At 34.8% G+C, this 19,203-nt stretch carries 24 protein-coding genes; 23 read left to right on the top strand and 1 reads right to left on the bottom strand.

Features of this window, described 5'->3' with window-relative positions:
* Positions 1-127 precede the first annotated feature (127 nt).
* The 22 genes from KA900_RS13465 to fabZ all read left to right on the top strand — a co-directional run bounded on the left by KA900_RS13465 (position 128) and on the right by fabZ (position 17,818).
* Positions 128-385 carry a type B 50S ribosomal protein L31 gene (locus KA900_RS13465; RefSeq protein WP_096808773.1) on the top strand — a complete coding sequence of 86 codons (258 nt, stop codon included), beginning with the start codon at positions 128-130 and terminating at the stop codon, positions 383-385.
* Positions 386-588: 203 nt separating this feature from the next.
* A complete protein-coding gene (locus KA900_RS13460; protein WP_096808774.1) occupies positions 589-1,188 on the top strand; it encodes a thymidine kinase in 600 nt (199 codons plus the stop codon).
* A complete protein-coding gene (prfA, locus tag KA900_RS13455; RefSeq protein ID WP_096808775.1) occupies positions 1,188-2,264 on the top strand; it encodes a peptide chain release factor 1 in 1,077 nt (358 codons plus the stop codon). The genes KA900_RS13460 and prfA overlap by 1 nt, the downstream gene beginning before the upstream one ends.
* Positions 2,251-3,087, top strand: a complete 837-nt coding sequence (gene prmC / locus KA900_RS13450) for a peptide chain release factor N(5)-glutamine methyltransferase (protein ID WP_115342027.1) — start codon at positions 2,251-2,253, stop codon at positions 3,085-3,087. The genes prfA and prmC overlap by 14 nt, the downstream gene beginning before the upstream one ends.
* A 96-nt stretch (positions 3,088-3,183) precedes the next feature.
* Positions 3,184-4,227 (top strand): L-threonylcarbamoyladenylate synthase, encoded by a 1,044-nt coding sequence (locus KA900_RS13445; RefSeq protein ID WP_096808777.1) that lies wholly within the window; start codon positions 3,184-3,186, stop codon positions 4,225-4,227.
* Entirely contained in the window at positions 4,224-4,646 is a 423-nt protein-coding gene (locus tag KA900_RS13440; RefSeq protein WP_096808778.1) for a low molecular weight protein arginine phosphatase, read from the top strand. Before KA900_RS13445 ends, KA900_RS13440 begins: the two co-directional genes overlap by 4 nt.
* Positions 4,647-4,788: 142 nt before the next feature.
* Entirely contained in the window at positions 4,789-5,313 is a 525-nt protein-coding gene (locus tag KA900_RS13435; RefSeq protein WP_096808779.1) for a TIGR01440 family protein, read from the top strand.
* Positions 5,314-5,335: 22 nt separating this feature from the next.
* Complete coding sequence (gene glyA, locus KA900_RS13430; RefSeq protein WP_096808780.1) at positions 5,336-6,574, top strand: serine hydroxymethyltransferase; 1,239 nt, start codon at positions 5,336-5,338, stop codon at positions 6,572-6,574.
* 16 nt (positions 6,575-6,590) lie between these two features.
* Positions 6,591-7,220 (top strand): uracil phosphoribosyltransferase, encoded by a 630-nt coding sequence (upp, locus tag KA900_RS13425; protein WP_096808781.1) that lies wholly within the window; start codon positions 6,591-6,593, stop codon positions 7,218-7,220.
* A gap of 22 nt (positions 7,221-7,242) precedes the next feature.
* Positions 7,243-8,373 carry a non-hydrolyzing UDP-N-acetylglucosamine 2-epimerase gene (wecB, locus tag KA900_RS13420; RefSeq protein WP_119487782.1) on the top strand — a complete coding sequence of 377 codons (1,131 nt, stop codon included), beginning with the start codon at positions 7,243-7,245 and terminating at the stop codon, positions 8,371-8,373.
* 154 nt (positions 8,374-8,527) lie between these two features.
* Positions 8,528-8,878 carry an ATP synthase subunit I gene (locus tag KA900_RS13415; protein ID WP_096808783.1) on the top strand — a complete coding sequence of 117 codons (351 nt, stop codon included), beginning with the start codon at positions 8,528-8,530 and terminating at the stop codon, positions 8,876-8,878.
* A gap of 27 nt (positions 8,879-8,905) precedes the next feature.
* Complete coding sequence (atpB, locus tag KA900_RS13410) at positions 8,906-9,628, top strand: F0F1 ATP synthase subunit A (RefSeq protein WP_096808784.1); 723 nt, start codon at positions 8,906-8,908, stop codon at positions 9,626-9,628.
* A gap of 40 nt (positions 9,629-9,668) precedes the next feature.
* Positions 9,669-9,875, top strand: coding sequence for a F0F1 ATP synthase subunit C (atpE, locus tag KA900_RS13405; protein ID WP_002482721.1), 207 nt, complete (start codon positions 9,669-9,671; stop codon positions 9,873-9,875).
* Positions 9,876-9,972: 97 nt separating this feature from the next.
* A complete protein-coding gene (locus tag KA900_RS13400) occupies positions 9,973-10,500 on the top strand; it encodes a F0F1 ATP synthase subunit B (protein ID WP_096811202.1) in 528 nt (175 codons plus the stop codon).
* The gene (locus KA900_RS13395) at positions 10,500-11,039 is read left to right on the top strand and encodes a F0F1 ATP synthase subunit delta (RefSeq protein WP_096808785.1); all 540 of its coding nucleotides are present in this window, start codon (positions 10,500-10,502) and stop codon (positions 11,037-11,039) included. The genes KA900_RS13400 and KA900_RS13395 overlap by 1 nt, the downstream gene beginning before the upstream one ends.
* Positions 11,040-11,059: 20 nt before the next feature.
* Positions 11,060-12,574, top strand: a complete 1,515-nt coding sequence (atpA, locus tag KA900_RS13390; RefSeq protein WP_096808786.1) for a F0F1 ATP synthase subunit alpha — start codon at positions 11,060-11,062, stop codon at positions 12,572-12,574.
* 30 nt (positions 12,575-12,604) lie between these two features.
* The gene (gene atpG, locus KA900_RS13385) at positions 12,605-13,471 is read left to right on the top strand and encodes an ATP synthase F1 subunit gamma (RefSeq protein ID WP_115342028.1); all 867 of its coding nucleotides are present in this window, start codon (positions 12,605-12,607) and stop codon (positions 13,469-13,471) included.
* A gap of 21 nt (positions 13,472-13,492) precedes the next feature.
* Complete coding sequence (atpD, locus tag KA900_RS13380) at positions 13,493-14,905, top strand: F0F1 ATP synthase subunit beta (RefSeq protein ID WP_096808788.1); 1,413 nt, start codon at positions 13,493-13,495, stop codon at positions 14,903-14,905.
* A gap of 18 nt (positions 14,906-14,923) precedes the next feature.
* Positions 14,924-15,328 (top strand): F0F1 ATP synthase subunit epsilon, encoded by a 405-nt coding sequence (locus KA900_RS13375; RefSeq protein ID WP_096808789.1) that lies wholly within the window; start codon positions 14,924-14,926, stop codon positions 15,326-15,328.
* Positions 15,329-15,721: 393 nt separating this feature from the next.
* Positions 15,722-15,955, top strand: coding sequence for a DUF1146 family protein (locus KA900_RS13370; protein WP_115342029.1), 234 nt, complete (start codon positions 15,722-15,724; stop codon positions 15,953-15,955).
* A 99-nt stretch (positions 15,956-16,054) separates the two neighbouring features.
* Positions 16,055-17,320, top strand: a complete 1,266-nt coding sequence (gene murA, locus KA900_RS13365) for a UDP-N-acetylglucosamine 1-carboxyvinyltransferase (protein WP_096808791.1) — start codon at positions 16,055-16,057, stop codon at positions 17,318-17,320.
* Positions 17,321-17,377: 57 nt separating this feature from the next.
* Complete coding sequence (gene fabZ, locus KA900_RS13360) at positions 17,378-17,818, top strand: 3-hydroxyacyl-ACP dehydratase FabZ (protein WP_096808792.1); 441 nt, start codon at positions 17,378-17,380, stop codon at positions 17,816-17,818.
* A gap of 269 nt (positions 17,819-18,087) precedes the next feature.
* Here fabZ and KA900_RS13355 read toward each other — a convergent pair whose 3' ends face one another.
* Complete coding sequence (locus KA900_RS13355) at positions 18,088-18,528, bottom strand: YwpF-like family protein (RefSeq protein WP_096808793.1); 441 nt, start codon at positions 18,526-18,528, stop codon at positions 18,088-18,090.
* A 189-nt stretch (positions 18,529-18,717) separates the two neighbouring features.
* On the opposite strand from KA900_RS13355, the gene KA900_RS13350 reads away from it, so the two are divergent.
* Positions 18,718-19,137 (top strand): single-stranded DNA-binding protein, encoded by a 420-nt coding sequence (locus KA900_RS13350; protein ID WP_096808794.1) that lies wholly within the window; start codon positions 18,718-18,720, stop codon positions 19,135-19,137.
* The last annotated feature ends 66 nt before the right edge of the window (positions 19,138-19,203 follow it).

Genomic DNA, 19,203 nt, shown 5'->3' with positions numbered 1-19,203 from the left:
AGTTATGGTTTAAATATATGATTTAGGGTTGCGTTTTAGTTTTATAGCAATTATAATTATCAAGTATTGGGTAAAAACTCACAAAAAACTCTGTTCCAGATGGTTCAGGGCAAAGGAGCTGAAAAACATGCAACAAAATATTCATCCTGAATACCACAAAGTTATCTTTTTAGATACAACTACTGATTTTAAATTTTTAAGTGGTTCAACACAATCTTCATCTGAAACTATGGAATGGGAAGATGGAAATGAATACCCAGTTATTCGTTTAGATATTTCGTCTGATTCACATCCATTCTACACAGGACGTCAAAAATTCGCTGCTGCGGATGGACGTGTGGAACGTTTCAACAAGAAATTCGGATTCAAATCAAGCAACGAATAATTGTTGTAATAAGGCATTCTCATTTTATGAGAATGCTTTTTTATTTAATATAAGATATAGGCTATTTTAAAATTTTATGTGGCTAAGCGTTTAGAAATAAGATTACATACAAAATTACAAATATCTTGTGGGAAATTGATATTTTGAAAGAAAAAATATGATATAATAAATCGATTATGTTTTGAAAAAAGGTGGAACGCATAATGAATGAAACTTATCACTCCGGTTGGATTGAATGTATTACTGGAAGCATGTTTAGTGGTAAATCTGAAGAATTAATCCGTCGTTTGAGACGTGGGTTGTATGCTAAGCAAAAAGTAGTTGTATTTAAGCCAGCAATAGATGACCGCTATCATAAAGATAAGATTGTGTCTCATAATGGTAATGCAATTGAAGCTATTAATATTTCAACTGCAGCTGAAATTTACAAACACGATTTATCAAATTTTGATATTATAGCAATAGATGAAGTTCAGTTTTTCGAAAATAATATAGTTCATATTGTTGAAGCATTAGCTGCAAAAGGACATAGAGTTATTACTGCAGGTTTGGATATGGATTTTAGAGGTGAACCATTTGAACCTATACCGTATTTATTAGCAGTAAGTGAAGAAGTGACAAAACTACAAGCTGTTTGTGCTGTTTGTGGCTCATCTTCCAGCCGTACACAACGGTTAATTGACGGTAATCCAGCAAAAATAGATGACCCAGTGATATTAGTTGGTGCAAATGAAAGTTATGAGCCAAGATGCAGAGCACACCATATTGTTGCTCCAAGTGATAATGAGAAGGAGGAAATGTAGTGTTTGATCAATTAGATATTGTAGAAGAAAGATATGAACAATTAAATGAATTGTTAAGCGACCCTGAAGTCGTGAATAACCCTGACAACTTACGAAAGTATTCAAAAGAACAAGCTGATTTACAAAAAACTGTTGAAGTTTACCGTGAATACAAACAAACTAAAGAAGATGAAAATGAAATCGATGAAATGTTAAGAGAAACAAAAGACGAAGAAGAAGTTGAAATGCTTAAAAGTGAAAAACAAGTGCTTACTCAAAAAATACCGAAACTTGAAGAAGAATTGAAATTCTTGTTAATTCCCAAAGACCCTAACGACGAAAAAGACGTAATTGTTGAAATTCGTGCCGCAGCAGGTGGAGATGAAGCTGCTATATTTGCTGGTGATTTGTTTAGAATGTATTCTAGATACGCTGAAGCATATAGTTTCAAAACTGATATAGTTGAGGCTGCTGAAAGTGATCACGGCGGCTATAAAGAAATTAGTTTCTCTGTTTCAGGTACAGGGGCCTATAGTAAATTAAAATATGAAAATGGCGCCCATCGTGTCCAACGTGTGCCAGCGACAGAATCAGGTGGCCGTATCCATACATCTACAGCGACGGTAGCAGTATTACCAGAAGTAGAAGATGTTGAAATAGAAATTCGCAATGAAGATATTAAAATAGATACGTACCGTTCAAGCGGTGCGGGTGGACAGCACGTTAATACGACTGATTCAGCTGTACGTATCACCCATCTTCCAACCGGAGTAATTGCTACTTCATCAGAAAAATCACAAATCCAAAACCGTGAAAAAGCGATGAAAGTGTTGAAAGCACGTTTATTTGATATGAAATTGCAAGAAGAACAACAAAAATACGCAGCGCAACGTAAGTCAGCAGTAGGTTCTGGAGACCGTTCAGAAAGAATTAGAACATATAATTATCCGCAAAGTCGTGTAACTGATCATCGTATTGGGTTAACATTACAGAAGTTAGAACAAGTAATGGAAGGTAAATTAGATGAAATTATTGATGCATTAACTTTAGCAGAACAAACAGATAAATTGAAAGAACTGAATGATGGTGAACTATAGAGATAGATTAAAAAAAGCTCAAGCTAAATGTGTTGAAAAAGGCATCGAACCAACACGACCTGAGTGGTTAATGCTTGACTTGTTTCAGTGGCAGAAGTCAGATTACTTAATGCATTCTAATGATGAAATGACTAAAGCTCATCAAATATTATTTGATAATGCAGAAAGCAGAATGCTAGATGGTGAACCTATACAATATATCGTTGGAACGCAATCTTTTTATGGTGAAATATTCAAAGTAAGCGAACATTGCTTAATTCCACGTCCAGAAACAGAAGAAGTATTGCTACATTTCTATAAGTCAGTGCATTCTGGTGACAAAGTTGTAGACATTGGTACAGGCAGTGGCAATATTCCTATTGTACTTAAGAAATTAAATAGTAATCTGGAAGTCTTAGCTACAGATTTATATGAAGCTACACTCTCTGTAGCTAAGGAAAATGCTGATGCTCATGGAGTAGATATTGCATTTTTACAGGGTAATGCTTTAGCACCATTAATTGAGCGAAATATTAAAGTCAATGGTTTAATCTCAAACCCGCCTTATATAGACAATAGTGAAGCGGATCTAATGGATGATACAGTTCTAAAATACGAACCGTATACTGCGCTATTTGCTGAAGACAATGGTTATCAAGTATATGATACGATTTTACGCCAATTACCAGAGGTATTGTTACCAGGCGCTGCTGTAGTTTTTGAAATTGGTTATAAACAGGGCCCTACTTTAAAAAGAAAAATCGAAGAAAAATACCCAACAGTAGATGTTCAAATAATCAAAGACATTAATAATAATGATAGAATGATTTCTTTCAAATGGTAACTTTAAGAAGTTATGTGCTGAACATGATATGTCATGAAGGTGCATAACTTCTTATTTTGTTTTAAAATTAGCATTAAGATGAAAGGGTGTGTATAAATGAATACAAAAATATGGAACTTACAGCAGGATATTACACAAGAAGATAACACCTATATATATAATGAGATAAAAAATATTTTTGAAAATGGTGGGCTTGTCGCTATTCCGACTGAAACGGTCTATGGTTTAGGCGGCGATGCTAGAAATGAAGCAGCTATAAAAAAAATATATTCTGCTAAAGGTAGACCTTCAGATAATCCTCTGATCGTACATATTCACGATATAAAACAATTAGAATGTTTCACACAGCATATCACCCAAGAAGTGAAGACATTAATGCAACGCTTTTGGCCAGGCCCAATTTCATTTATTTTACCGTTGAAAAAGGGATATTTATGTGAAAGTGTCAGTGGTGGTTTATCATCGATAGCTGTTAGAATGCCGAGTCATCCAGTAGGCAGAAAAGTACTGAAATTTGTAGATTTACCAATCGCTGCGCCTAGCGCTAATTTAAGTGGGAGACCGTCTCCTACTCAATTTGAACATGTGTATAATGATTTGAATCAACGTATTGATGGTATTATTGATGGTGATCAAAGTGAAGAGGGCCTTGAAAGCACGGTGTTGGACTGTACACAATATCCATTTAAAATTGCAAGACCTGGATCAATCACAAAGACAATGATTGAAAGTGTTTTACCAGATAGCATTTCATCAGTAGAGGATTTAAACCATGAAAAACCCATCGCACCAGGTATGAAGTATAAACATTATGCACCAGATACGCCAATTACAATTGTGCAATCTATTTATAAACGACCTTCTTCAGAGAAAAATTGGCAAGATACGGCATTTATATTTCCGAAAAACAAGCGTGACTTGGTACCGAAAGAAGCAATATTTATGCCTTTATGTGAAAATGAGAAAGATATAAAAGGAGCAAATCGTCACTTATACCAGGTTTTGCATGATATAGATCAAAACAACCATATTAACCATGCTTATATATTTGGTTTTGAAAATAATGATGATACGACCGCTATAATGAATAGAATGTTAAAAGCTGCAAACTATACAGTTGTTAAAGGGGAAGAACTATGAAAATCGTTTTTGTTTGTACAGGAAATACTTGTAGAAGTCCGATGGCTGAAAGTATTGCAAGAGCTAAGATGCCTAACTTAGATATTGTGTCACGTGGTTTATTTGCATTAGACGGCGCCCCTGTATCACAGCATACTTTATCTATATTAGAAGAAAATCAATTACCTTTTCCAGAAAATGCAAAAGCCTTTACTGAAGATGATATAAACGCAGACTTAATTTTAACTATGTCTGCATCACACCGAGACACAATCAAACGTATGTATGGCAGTGAAGCACACGTGTTCACAATCAATGAATATGCATCAAATAGCGGTGATGTGTCTGATCCATTTGGAGGCAACAAATTAGAATATCTTAAAATTTTCAATGAATTAAACCCATTGATTGATAAAATAAAAATTAAAATATTAAAGTAATAAATATGTGAAATTAGTATGAGTAACTTACTAAATACGTTATAATAATAACGTGTAGCAAATTTGCTATCAATTAAATTTGTATGTATTGAACTTTTGTATATTGGCTTACTTTTTTAATCAAAAGAAAAGGGGTGTTAATATGGAGGATTTAAAAGCATTATTAAGTGAATTAAAATCTAAATCTTTCTTTAAAGCAAATGAGCTTTGTATTATAGGATGTTCTACATCTGAAGTGATTGGTGAACGCATCGGTAGTGTTGGATCTATGGAAGTAGCGAAAGACATATATGACGCATTAAAAGAAATCGAATCTGAAACAGGGGTTTCCTTTGTATTTCAAGGCTGCGAACATATAAATAGAGCGATAACTATAGAACGAGCGAAGTTCAACCCTTTAACGATGGAAGAAGTAACCGTTGTACCTGATGTTCACGCTGGAGGCAGTTTAGCAACTTATGCATATCAGCATATGGATAATCCGATGGTAGTAGAAGCAATCACTGTTTCTAAAGGGATAGATATTGGCCAAACACTCATCGGTATGCATATCCAACATGTCGCAATTCCGGAGCGTACAAGTATTAAACAAATTGGTGAAGCAATTGTTACAATCGCTTCTTCAAGACCTAAAAAAATTGGTGGCGAAAGAGCAAAATATAACTAATACAGAAACGAGGGGTTTACTAATGTCATTTATTGAAAAGCAAGATAAAGAAATATATGAAGTAATTCAAAATGAGTTTAACCGTCAAAATAATAATATAGAGTTAATCGCTTCTGAAAATTTTGTATCAGAAGCAGTGATGGAAGCTCAAGGCTCAGTATTAACAAATAAGTATGCTGAAGGCTATCCTAACAGAAGATATTATGGTGGTTGTGAATTTGTTGATGTGTCTGAAACATTAGCTATCGAACGAGCTAAACAATTATTTGGTGCTGAACATGTCAATGTCCAACCACACTCTGGTTCTCAAGCAAATATGGCTGTTTATCTCGTAGCATTAGAACATGGTGATACTGTATTAGGTATGAATTTAAGTCATGGTGGCCACTTAACGCATGGCGCACCAGTAAACTTTAGTGGACAATTTTACAACTTTGTTGAATATGGTGTCGATAAAGATAGCGAACAAATAGACTACGATGAAGTTTTAAAAGTGGCTAAAGAACATCAACCTAAATTAATTGTTGCTGGCGCATCTGCATACTCAAAAACGATTGATTTCAAACGTTTTAGAGAAATAGCTGATGAAGTCGGAGCTAAATTGATGGTAGATATGGCACATATCGCTGGATTAGTAGCTGTTGGTTTACATCCAAGCCCTGTAGCATACGCTGATTTTGTAACTACAACAACGCATAAAACATTGCGCGGCCCTCGTGGTGGAATGATTTTATGTAAAGAAGAATACAAAAAGCAAATTGATAAAACCATTTTCCCTGGTATTCAAGGTGGACCTTTAGAGCATGTTATTGCTGCAAAAGCAGTAGCATTTGGTGAGGCTTTGCAAGACGATTTCAAAACTTACCAACAACAAGTTGTAAAAAACGCTAAAGTATTAGCTGACACTTTAAGCCAAGAAGGATTTAGAGTCGTATCAGGCGGTACCGATAATCATCTAGTATGTGTAGATGTAAAAGGATCTGTAAATATAACAGGTAAAGTAGCAGAAGAAACACTTGATGCAATTGGCATAACTTGTAATAAAAATACAATTCCATTTGATCAGGAAAAACCTTTTGTAACTAGTGGTTTACGCCTTGGTACTCCAGCGGCGACTACGCGAGGTTTTGACGAACAAGCATTTGAAGAAGTAGCGAAAATCATTAGTTTAGTATTAAAAGATCCTGAAAATGAAACAACATTAAAAGAAGGACAAGAAAGAGTTAAAGCATTAACTACTAAACATCCTTTATACAATTAAATTGGAGGAAGTAATTATGAGCAACGTACATGTTTTTGATCACCCACTTATTCAACATAAATTAAGTTACATTCGAGATGTACATACAGGTACAAAGGAGTTTAGAGAGCTTGTAGATGAAGTCGGTATGCTAATGGCTTATGAAGTGACTAGAAATTTAGAATTACAGGATGTAGAAATTGAAACACCAGTAACTAAAATGATTGCTCAAAGACTAACTGGAAAAAAATTGGCATTTATTCCAATTCTTAGAGCAGGGTTAGGTATGACTCAAGGCATCTTGAATTTAGTGCCAGCGGCTAGAATAGGCCATGTTGGTTTATATAGAGACCCAGAGACTTTAGAAGCGGTTGAATACTTTGTGAAATTGCCACAAGATATTGAAGAAAGAGAGATTGTTGTGGTTGATCCAATGCTAGCTACAGGCGCATCTGCCATCGAAGCGATTAATTCCCTTAAAAAACGTGGCGCTAGACATATTCGATTTATGTGTCTTATTGCAGCACCAGAGGGTGTAGAAAAATTACAAGAAGCACATGAAGATGTAGATATTTATATTGCGGCATTAGACGAAAAATTAGATGACCATGCTTATATTACACCTGGTTTAGGTGATGCTGGCGACCGTTTATTCGGTACAAAATAGTTTGGCCCAGGAGTGGAGTAATATGAAAAAAATTATGACTGTCTTTGGGACGCGTCCTGAAGCGATAAAAATGGCGCCTCTTGTTTTAGAATTAGAGAATGATGTCGAATTAGAGCCAATCGTGGTTGTAACGGCACAACATAGAGAAATGTTAGATTCTGTTTTGACTAGCTTTAATATAACCCCTAATTATGATCTAAACATTATGAAGCAAGGTCAATCATTATCAGAAATCACTTCCCGTATACTCATTCGATTAGAGGGGGTCATTAAAGAAGAACAACCAGATATGATACTTGTTCATGGTGATACGATGAGCACATTCGCTGGAAGTTTAGCAGCATTATATAATCAAGTACCAATAGGCCATGTTGAAGCAGGCTTACGTACTTGGGATAAATATGCTCCATTTCCTGAAGAAATGAATAGACAAATGGTAGGAGTAATGGCTGATTTGAACTTTGCTCCTACTAATAATGCTGCAAAAAATTTAATTTCTGAAAATAAGCCAAAGGATGCTATTGTAGTAACAGGGAACACAGCTATTGATGCTATGAAAACAACAATTCACAAAGATTATCATTCAGAAATAATTGATAAGCATAAAGATAAACGTATTATCTTATTGACAGCGCATAGGCGAGAAAATATTGGAGCGCCTATGTCTCATATTTTTAAGGCAGTACGAGCTATTGTCGATACTTATGATGATGTTGTTGTTGTTTACCCAATACATAAAAATCCTAAAGTACGAGCCATTGCAGATTATTATTTATCTAATCATGCTCGTATTGAACTGGTAGAACCGTTAGAGGTGGTAGACTTCCATAATTTTGCCCACCAATCTTATCTAATTTTAACGGATTCTGGTGGTGTTCAAGAAGAAGCACCTTCATTAGGTAAACCAGTGCTTGTATTAAGGGATGTAACAGAAAGGCCTGAAGGTGTCGAAGCGGGGACACTTAAAATTGTAGGTACAAACGAAAACAACATATTCGAAGCAACAAAAGCTTTATTAGACAACAAAAATTTGTATAAGACAATGAGCACAGCACGAAATCCGTATGGCGATGGCAACGCAGCCAACAGAATTTGTCAAAATATTAAGTATTTTTTTGGACTAATTGATAAAAAACCTTCATCTTTCAAATAATAATAGTTTAATGTGTCATTTTTGTGACATTTGTGTAAAAAATTGAATTACAATTTGAATAGAATTGACACGTTAACTACCCTATATTATTATTAAAATTGTATGATTGGAATGGTTTTCATATACGAAAGATAAGGTGAAACGAGGCACTGAAATGAAACGTTTCAACATCATTTTTAACCAGTACATTCAATACTATTTATACAGTATCATTGTGCTAGTTATTGTGTTTATTTTCACATACTCTGAGTTTATATTAGGTCTTTTAATAGGTACAAGTGGATCACTATGCATTACTTTTACTTTTGAATATTATTTGGCGAGAGCAAAAGAAGAAGACAACATACATATTTCAACGGGCAACATATGGAGATATTTGATTGTGATTTTAGCTTGTACATTATGGTATTTTTATAAAGATTATATAAACGTGATTGGAGTAGTTGTTGGTTTAATGATTTCTTATGTTTTAATTGTTTTCAAACCATTTTTACACAAGAAATAAATTTTATAATGAAAGAGGTGAGAAGACATGGATCATAAAGACCCTCTAGTCAGTTGGAATGTATTCGGTTTAGACATCGTGTTTAATCTGTCATCAATCATGATGATGTTGATTACGGCGCTTATTGTTTTTGTCATAGCTATTATTTGTACACGGAACCTCAAGAAACGTCCAACAGGCAAACAAAATTTTATAGAGTGGGTTTTTGATTTCGTAAGAGGAATTATTGAAAGTAACATGGCATGGTCCAAAGGCGGTCAGTTCCATTTCCTAGCAGTTACTTTAATCTTTTTCATATTCGTTAGTAATATGGTTGGATTACCTTTTCAATTGGTTGCAGGTGATACGCTTTGGTGGAAATCACCAACAGCAGACCCAACCGTTACATTGACATTGTCAACGTTGATTATACTCTTAACACATTATTATGGCGTTAAGATGGTTGGTACTAAAGGTTATTTCCAAAACTATACTAAGCCAATTTTCCTATTACCGATTAATATTTTTGAAGAGTTTACTTCAACCTTAACATTGGGTCTACGTTTGTATGGAAATATTTTTGCGGGAGAATTATTACTTGGTTTATTAGCAAGTTTAGTGTTCAGTTTCCCAGCATGGGGTTGGGCAATCGGTTTACCTGGCCTAGTGATATGGCAAGGGTTCTCAATTTTCATTGGTACGATTCAGGCATATATTTTTGTAATGCTTTCAATGGTGTATATGTCACACAAAGTACAAAAAAGTCATTAAGTTAAAAAATTAAAAAAGAAATAATTAGGAGGATTTTTAAATGAATTTAATCGCAGCAGCAATCGCAATCGGGTTATCAGCACTTGGGGCAGGTATTGGTAATGGTCTTATCGTTTCTAGAACAGTAGAAGGTGTCGCTCGCCAACCAGAAGCACGTGGTCAATTAATGGGTATTATGTTCATCGGTATCGGTTTAGTTGAGGCGTTACCTATCATCGGTGTAGTTATCGCTTTCATGTCACTATAATTAAACTAGTATTTATGGCGAGGTCTTATCGGCTTTCGCCGTTCGTTTTTATCAAAATGTCTTATAACCATATCGTATGAAAGGAGTGTCTATGGAAGTGACTGCTACGACAAATATGTTCGTGCTTGGTGCAGCCAGTGGCGGTGGCGTTGGATGGGGGACCATCTTCGTTACACTTATAACGTTTATCGTTTTATTAACCTTATTGAAAAAATTTGCGTGGGGCCCACTTAAGGATGTAATGGACCAACGTGAACGCGATATTAATAAAGATATCGACGACGCTGAGCAAGCTAAATTAAATGCACAGAAATTAGAAGCACAAAATAAACAAACTTTAAAAGAAACCCAAGAAGAGGTTCATAAAATATTAGAAGAATCTAAGGTTCAAGCGCGTAAACAACATGAAGAAATCATTCATGAAGCTAACATCAGAGCAAATGGTATGATTGAAACTGCTCAAAATGAAATTAATAGTGAAAAAGAACGTGCACTTGCAGATATTAATAATCAAGTTTCTGAGCTTTCAGTACTGATTGCTTCAAAAGTACTTCAAAAAGAAATCTCAGAAAAAGATCAAAAAGAATTAGTTGAAAAGTACATTAAAGAGGCGGGCGATAAATAATGGCTAACGTAGCAAAAAAATATGCCAAAGCGTTATTTGATACTGCTAAGGAAAAAGAAATGCTCGATCTAATGTATGAAGAATTTTCAACAATTGACCAAGCAGTACAACCTGAATTAGAAAACTTAAAAGAATTAGATACTGACCCTCAACAAGATGTAACACAGCGCAATCGTTTTGTAGCTATCATTTTTGGGCAAGCTAATCAATATTTGCAAAATATGTTAATGGTTCTTGCGAGTAATCGCCATCTTGCATATATACACGAAATATTTATAGCTTTCGAAACATTGTTTAATCAGCATTATAATCAAGATTTTGCTGTTATTGAATCAGTTTATGAATTATCCGAGGATGAATTAACAAGTATTGATTCAATTATAAAGTCACGTACAAAACTTTCAAAATTAAAGATATCAAATGAAGTAAACCCAGATCTTATCGGAGGTATCCGTGTTAAGGTTGGTACAAAAGTGATGGATGCAAGTATTAAAAATGATCTTGCAAAACTTGAAAAGCAATTTATTAGAGTGAAATAAAAATCGGAGGAGTGACATAGATGGCCATTAAAGCTGAAGAAATCAGTGCTTTACTTCGCTCACAAATAGAAAATTATGAGTCAGAAATGGCTGTTACTGATGTAGGTACAGTTCTACAAATAGGTGATGGCATAGCTTTAATCCACGGATTAAATGATGTTATGGCTGGTGAGCTTATTGAATTTAATAACGGCGTTCTAGGTTTAGCACAAAACCTTGAAGAATCCAATGTTGGTGTAGTAATTTTAGGACCATATACGGATATCAAAGAAGGAGACGAAGTCAAACGTACTGGGCGTATTATGGAAGTCCCAGTTGGAGACGAATTACTTGGTCGTGTCGTTAATCCATTAGGGCAAGCTATTGATGGACAAGGGCCGCTCAATACTACGAAAACACGCCCTGTAGAGAAAAAAGCTACTGGCGTCATGGATCGTAAATCAGTTGATGAACCATTGCAAACTGGTATTAAAGCAATTGATGCGCTTGTACCTATTGGCCGTGGTCAGCGTGAATTGATTATCGGAGACCGTCAAACAGGTAAAACAACCGTTGCGATCGATACGATTTTAAATCAAAAAGATCAAGACACAATTTGTATATATGTTGCAATCGGACAAAAAGACTCAACAGTACGCGCAAATGTTGAAAAACTTCGTCAAGAAGGCGCACTTGATTATACAATTATTGTTTCAGCATCAGCAGCAGATCCAGCACCTATGCTCTACATCGCACCTTACTCTGGCGTAGCCATGGGTGAAGAGTTCATGTTTGCAGGTAAGGATGTTTTAATTGTTTATGACGATTTAACAAAACAAGCTGCAGCTTATCGTGAATTATCATTATTATTACGTAGACCTCCAGGCCGTGAAGCTTACCCTGGTGATGTGTTCTACTTACATAGTAGATTATTAGAAAGAGCAGCTAAATTAAATGATGATTTAGGTGGCGGTTCAATCACAGCGTTACCTATTATTGAAACACAAGCAGGAGATATCGCAGCGTATGTACCTACCAACGTAATTTCTATTACAGATGGACAAATATTCTTGCAATCTGACTTGTTCTTCTCTGGTGTTAGACCAGCGATTAATGCAGGTCAATCCGTATCTCGTGTTGGTGGCTCTGCGCAGATTAAAGCAATGAAAAAAGTCGCAGGTACTTTACGTTTAGATTTAGCGTCATATCGTGAATTAGAATCATTTGCACAATTCGGTTCTGATTTAGATGAATTTACTGCTAAAAAATTAGACCGCGGTAAAAGAACGGTTGAAATTCTAAAACAAGACAAAAACAAACCACTACCTGTAGAAAATCAAGTTTTAATTATTTATGCTTTAACCAAAGGTCATTTAGACGATATTCCAGTAGTTGATATTACACGTTTTGAAGATGAGTTAAATCAATGGGCTAAAACAAATGCTTCTGATTTATTAAATGAAATCAAAACATCCGGCGCTTTACCAAATGATGAATCATTTGAATCAGCTATTAATGAATTTAAGAAGAGTTTTAGTAAAACTGAAGAAGCATAATAGTTAATGTAGATAAAAGGTGGTGAGATAATGGCATCTCTTAAAGAAATTGATACACGAATAAAATCAACGAAAAAGATGAAACAGATTACAAAAGCAATGAACATGGTTTCCAGTTCAAAATTGCGTCGTGCTGAGCAGAATACAAATCAATTTAGACCATATATGGTGAAAATGCAAGATGCAATTACAGCAGTTGCTGGCGCAGATAAAAATTCACATCATCCAATGTTACGACAACGTGAAGTGAATAAAAGTGGTTATATAGTAATTACAAGTGACCAAGGGCTTGCAGGTGCTTATAATGCAAATGTATTAAAACACCTAATAAAAGATATTGAAAATAAACATAACAGCAGTGAAGAATACTCAATCTTAGTTTTGGGTCAATCAGGTGTTGATTTTCTAAAAAATAAAGGCTACGACATTCATGATTCCTTAACGGAAGTGCCTGACCAACCTTCATTTAAAGAAATTCAAGCGATCGCTAAAAAAGCTATAGACTTATATAGCGATGAAGCTGTGGATGAGGTAAAAATTTATTACAGCCATTTCGTAAGTGTATTAGAAAACACACCTTCGATGAAAACTGTACTTCCATTGTCTCCAGAAGATTCAAGTTTAGGGCATGGTCAAATGTCTTCGTATGAATTTGAACCAGACAAAGAAGCTATATTAAGCGTGATTTTACCTCAATATGTGGAAAGTTTAATATATGGAACGATTTTAGATGCAAAAGCAAGTGAACATGCAACACGTATGACGGCTATGAAAAATGCATCTGATAATGCGACGGATATTATTGATGATTTATCTATCGAATATAACAGAGCTAGACAAGCAGCAATCACGCAACAAATCACAGAAATTGTTGGTGGCGCAGTTGCACTTGAATAACGATTAAAGGAGGAAAATAGCATGGGATTAGGCCGTGTAACACAAGTTATGGGTCCAGTAATTGATGTTCGCTTTGAGCACAATGAAGTTCCAGAAATTAATAATGCCTTAGTTCTTGACGTAGAAAGAGACGAAGGTACTGTTCAATTAACGCTAGAAGTTGCATTACAACTTGGTGATGACGTTGTACGCACAATCGCAATGGATTCAACTGATGGTGTTAAACGTGGTACAGAAGTTAGAGATAACGGACGAAGTATTAGTGTTCCAGTTGGAGATGAAACTTTAGGTAGAGTATTTAATGTGTTGGGTGACACAATTGATTTAGAAGAAAATATCGAAGACTCAGTTCGTCGCGATCCAATTCATAGAGAAGCACCTGCATTTGATCAATTATCTACAAAAGTTGAAATATTAGAAACTGGTATTAAGGTTATTGACTTATTAGCGCCTTATATTAAAGGTGGTAAAGTCGGGTTATTTGGTGGTGCCGGTGTTGGTAAAACGGTATTAATCCAGGAGTTAATTAATAATATCGCTCAAGAACACGGTGGTATTTCAGTATTTGCTGGTGTAGGTGAACGTACACGTGAAGGTAATGACCTATACTATGAAATGAGTGATAGTGGTGTTATTAAAAAGACAGCTATGGTGTTTGGTCAAATGAATGAACCGCCTGGTGCACGTATGCGTGTAGCGCTTTCTGGTTTAACTATGGCTGAATATTTCCGTGATGAACAAGGACAAGATGTTCTATTGTTTATCGATAACATTTTCAGATTTACACAAGCTGGTTCAGAAGTTTCTGCGCTTTTAGGTCGTATGCCTTCAGCAGTAGGATATCAACCTACATTAGCTACTGAAATGGGTCAGTTACAAGAACGTATTACATCAACAACTAAAGGTTCTGTAACCTCTATTCAAGCAGTATTCGTACCTGCCGATGACTATACTGACCCAGCACCAGCTGCAGTTTTCGCACATTTGGATTCAACTACAAACTTAGAACGTAAGTTAACAGAAATGGGTATTTATCCTGCAGTAGACCCGTTAGCATCTACTTCAAGAGCACTTGATCCATCAATCGTTGGTCAAGAACATTATGAAATTGCACGTGATGTTCAATCTACGTTGCAAAAATATAGAGAATTACAAGATATCATTGCTATTTTAGGTATGGATGAATTGTCTGAAGAAGATAAACAAACTGTAGAACGTGCGCGTCGTATTCAGTTCTTCTTATCACAAAACTTCCACGTGGCTGAACAATTTACTGGCCAAAAAGGATCATATGTACCTGTACAAAAAACAGTAGAAGGCTTCAAAGCCATTTTAAATGGTGATTATGACCATATTCCAGAAGATGCATTCCGTCTTGTTGGCAGTATGGAAGAAGTAATTGAAAAAGCTAAAGATATGGGTGTTGAAGTTTAAAATTAGGAGGTATGGATAATGAATACATTAAGCCTAAATATTGTCACTCCTAATGGTTCTGTTTACGACCGAGAAGATGTCACTCTGGCAGTATTACAAACTACTGCTGGAGAAATCGGTGTCATGTATGGACATATTCCAACAGTTGCAGCACTTGAAATTGGCTATGCCAAAATTAATTTTGACGGTGGTTCAGAATATATTGCAGTGAGTGAAGGTTTTGTTGAAGTAAGACAAGATAAATTATCAATCATCGTTCAAACTGCAGAGCCTGCTAAGGAGATTGATGTAGCTAGAGCAGAGTTAGCAAAATCGAGAGCAGAGTCTCATTTGAATAGTGAAGAAGATAACAGTGACATAAATAGAGCCAAACGCGCATTAGATCGTGCTAATAACCGTCTTCGTGTCGCTGAATTACAATAATGCGTAAAGAAGTCCCTTTTAGGGCTTCTTTTTTTTTGAGGACAAGTCAGAAATAATATCTCGGTTATAAATATACTATGTTCAGTAGGTGGTTGTAATGAAACATTGCTGGATTTAAGTTTTTCAATATCGTAATAGCTAAATTAAAACTATAATTTCGTTTCGATTGCATTGTTACTAACCGTTTGAAAGATACATCATGATACGTAGTCAATTTACAAAATAACCATCATTATTTAATTACAATAGTTATGCATAAAACATATCCATAAAGGGAAAGTATCAGTTAATCAAACATTTATCATTTACAAGATGTTTATCTCATTCTTAAGTATCTTTTACTATGTCTTTCGTGTAAAATATATAAATAGTGTTTATCAAGGAGAATGACTTATGGAATATTTAGGGCAGTTTTCAATTGTACATCTCATATTACATTTGTTTTGTATTTGTATCGCTTATTGGGCGCTTAATGCAGTGAGATTAGAACAATTTTTTAAAAAAGGGTATCCGTTACAAATTCAAATTTGTATGATATTTTTGGCAATATTAATCGGAACATCAGTAAGTAATTTTATTGTAGATTTGCTACAATTTTCTACACAAATAAAATATTTAGCACAATAATTCAAATAATTGTATATCATTGATGTTTATCGATATAATTTAGTAGTACGTTTGATTAAAATAATGGCAATTTATAAGTAGTTAAGTGGAGGATTTAAGATGGATAAGATAGAAATTAATGGTGGTAAAAAATTAATTGGTGAAGTTAAAGTTTCAGGAGCTAAAAATGCTGTGTTACCAGTATTAACAGCGTCACTATTAGCGTCGGAAGGCGTTAGTGAATTACAAAATGTACCAGCACTTAGTGACGTAGAAACAATTAATAACGTAATATCAACATTAAATGCAGATGTTTCGTATGATAAAGATAAAGAAATCGTTACTGTAGATGCAACCAAACAATTAAATGAAGAAGCACCATATGAGTACGTGAGCAAGATGAGAGCAAGTATTCTTGTTATGGGGCCGTTGTTAGCTCGTTTAGGGCATGCCAAAGTTGCTTTGCCAGGTGGTTGTGCCATTGGTTCAAGACCAATTGAACAACATATCAAAGGCTTTGAAGAGCTAGGTGCAGAAATCCATATGGATGGTGGCTTTATTTATGCTAGTACAACTAACGGGTTAAAAGGCGCAACGATTCACTTAGATTTTCCTAGTGTGGGTGCAACGCAAAATATTATTATGGCTGCCTCTTTAGCTAAAGGTAAAACCGTATTAGAAAACGTAGCGCGCGAACCAGAAATTGTTGATTTAGCTAATTATATCAATGAAATGGGGGGTAATGTATTAGGCGCTGGTACTGATACAATTACGATTGAAGGTGTAGAAACTTTACGAGGGGTAACACATTCAATTATACCTGATAGAATTGAAGCAGGTACCTTACTTATTGCTGGTGCAATCACAAGAGGTAATGTGCTAGTTAATGGCGCGATTAAAGAGCATATGACTAGCTTAGTTTATAAACTTGAGGAAATGGGCGTTCATTTAGAGTACCTAGATGATGCAATCCGTGTCAGTGTAGAAAATTCATTGAAACCAGTTGATATTAAAACATTGCCACACCCAGGCTTCCCTACTGATATGCAGTCTCAAATGATGGCTTTATTACTAACTGCAGATGGCCATAAAGTAGTGACTGAAACAGTTTTTGAAAATAGATTTATGCACGTTGGAGAATTCAAACGAATGAATGCTAAAATTACTGTGGAAGGTAGAAGTGCTAAAATTGAAGGTAAAAGTGAACTTCAAGGTGCTCAAGTCAAAGCCACAGACTTACGTGCAGCAGCAGCACTTATTTTAGCAGGACTCGTAGCTGATGGGACAACGTACGTTACTGAGTTGAAACATTTAGATAGAGGATATGTTGATTTACATGGTAAATTAAAATCATTAGGTGCAGATATCAAAAGAACACAAGATTAACGATATAATACATTAACAGGATTAACATAATAGCAACAAAGTTGGAGGAAACAAAATATGGAAACAATTTTTGACTATAATCAAATTAAAGAGATTATTCCGCATAGACAACCATTCTTATTGATTGATCGAGTAGTAGAATATGAAGAAGGTCAACGATGTGTAGCAATTAAACAAGTTTCAGGTAATGAACCATTTTTCCAAGGGCATTTCCCAGAGTATGCTGTGATGCCTGGCGTATTAATCACTGAAGCTTTAGCTCAGACAGGAGCTGTTGCAATGTTAAATAGTGAAGCGAATAAAGGCAAACTTGCATTATTTGCTGGTATTGATAAATGCCGATTTAAAAAACAAGTAACACCTGGAGATACATTACGTTTAGAAGTTGAAATAACTAAACTTAGAGGTCCTATTGGCAAAGGCACTGCTAAAGCAACCGTAGATGGACAATTAGCTTGTAGCTGTGAGTTAACTTTTGCACTTCAAGATAAACAATAATGGCTAGAACATAAATTTATGTTTTCTAAAATAGTTCGTCCTCCTACCATAGTAAAGGTGACTAAAAACATACAAGAGCTAAAATATTTGTGTAAGAACTACCAATCTTCATAGAAATGAGCACACTTTAACTTTAGAAAATAGTAGTTCTTTAAATAAAAAGAGACCCAATCAGGCCTCTTTTTATAAGTATATTTTCATACTAGTCAGCTATCATCTATGTAATATTCGAGCCCGAGACGTAAACAACGTCTTGGGCTCGTTCATTTTTATTTATCTATTTTTTCATCTTTTAATCTTGGTTTAGATTGCATCATTCGGTTAAATGATTTTTTCAATGTGTCACCAGTTAAGCCTTCATCGATTAATTGTTCTAATAAACTTTCTGCATAAACTTGTCTTAAAGTATAGATATGACATTCACAAACCACAGAGATTGTATGATTTAACTGAATAATATTTTTGATAGTTGCATCAAACAATGCAGGATCGTTAGCAGGTCTAGTGATTACTACGCGTATATCTAATAATGTTTCATCTTCCATATATTTTTTCATAGTTTCATAATGATAATCTGAAATGACGATTTCAAGCAACCAGCCAGTGCCACTGTTTTCCTTATTGATAATGACACCATCTTCTAATTCGTATTCAGTAACACCACCATTCTCTGATACGATTTGAAATCGAACGGCTTTAAATGTTTTCATCGTCTCACATCCAATTAATTAATTTAAATTCTACAAAAAATTTATTTATATAATCATTATAACGTAATTTTATGTTAGAAAGGTAAAAAAAGTAAAATTTAGTAGGTGATTACTTTTTGAAATATTTAAAATTGTATTTTGACGCGTATGGGTAAATTTTTTATGATTAGTTTATAAAGGAGGTGACGTATGATTAATAGCATTGTCATTGTAGGGCGACTAACAAAGGACCCTAAAATATATGAGAAGGAGGGGAATAAACGAGCCACATTTTGTGTAGCTGTATCTAGAAATTATAAGGATAAAAATCAAAATATTGTTTGTGATTATTTATTTTGTAAAGCTTTTGGAAAAATGGCTAATAATGTTGAAAAATATATCAGCCAAGGTTCACTTGTTGGTATAACAGGACAGATGCAATCACGTAAATTTGAAAAAGAAGGACAGATGCACTTTGTATCAGAGCTTTTTATTGAAACCATTCAATTCATGTCCCCACGTATTAAAAAGGAAGCAGAAGCATTTTTTGAACCACCGACTATAGAAACAAATGAACCATCTATAAGTGAATTCCATTTAGAAGAAAATGATATATATGAAATTGTATAAAATGCCATCCACACCTAACTCCCCTTTAATATAACCCATCAAATCTAATATACATTATATCCTACT

Source organism: Staphylococcus sp. GDY8P120P, assembly GCF_017892065.1.
Classification (GTDB): domain Bacteria; phylum Bacillota; class Bacilli; order Staphylococcales; family Staphylococcaceae; genus Staphylococcus; species Staphylococcus nepalensis.
This window is presented reverse-complemented; position numbering and strand designations above follow the sequence as displayed.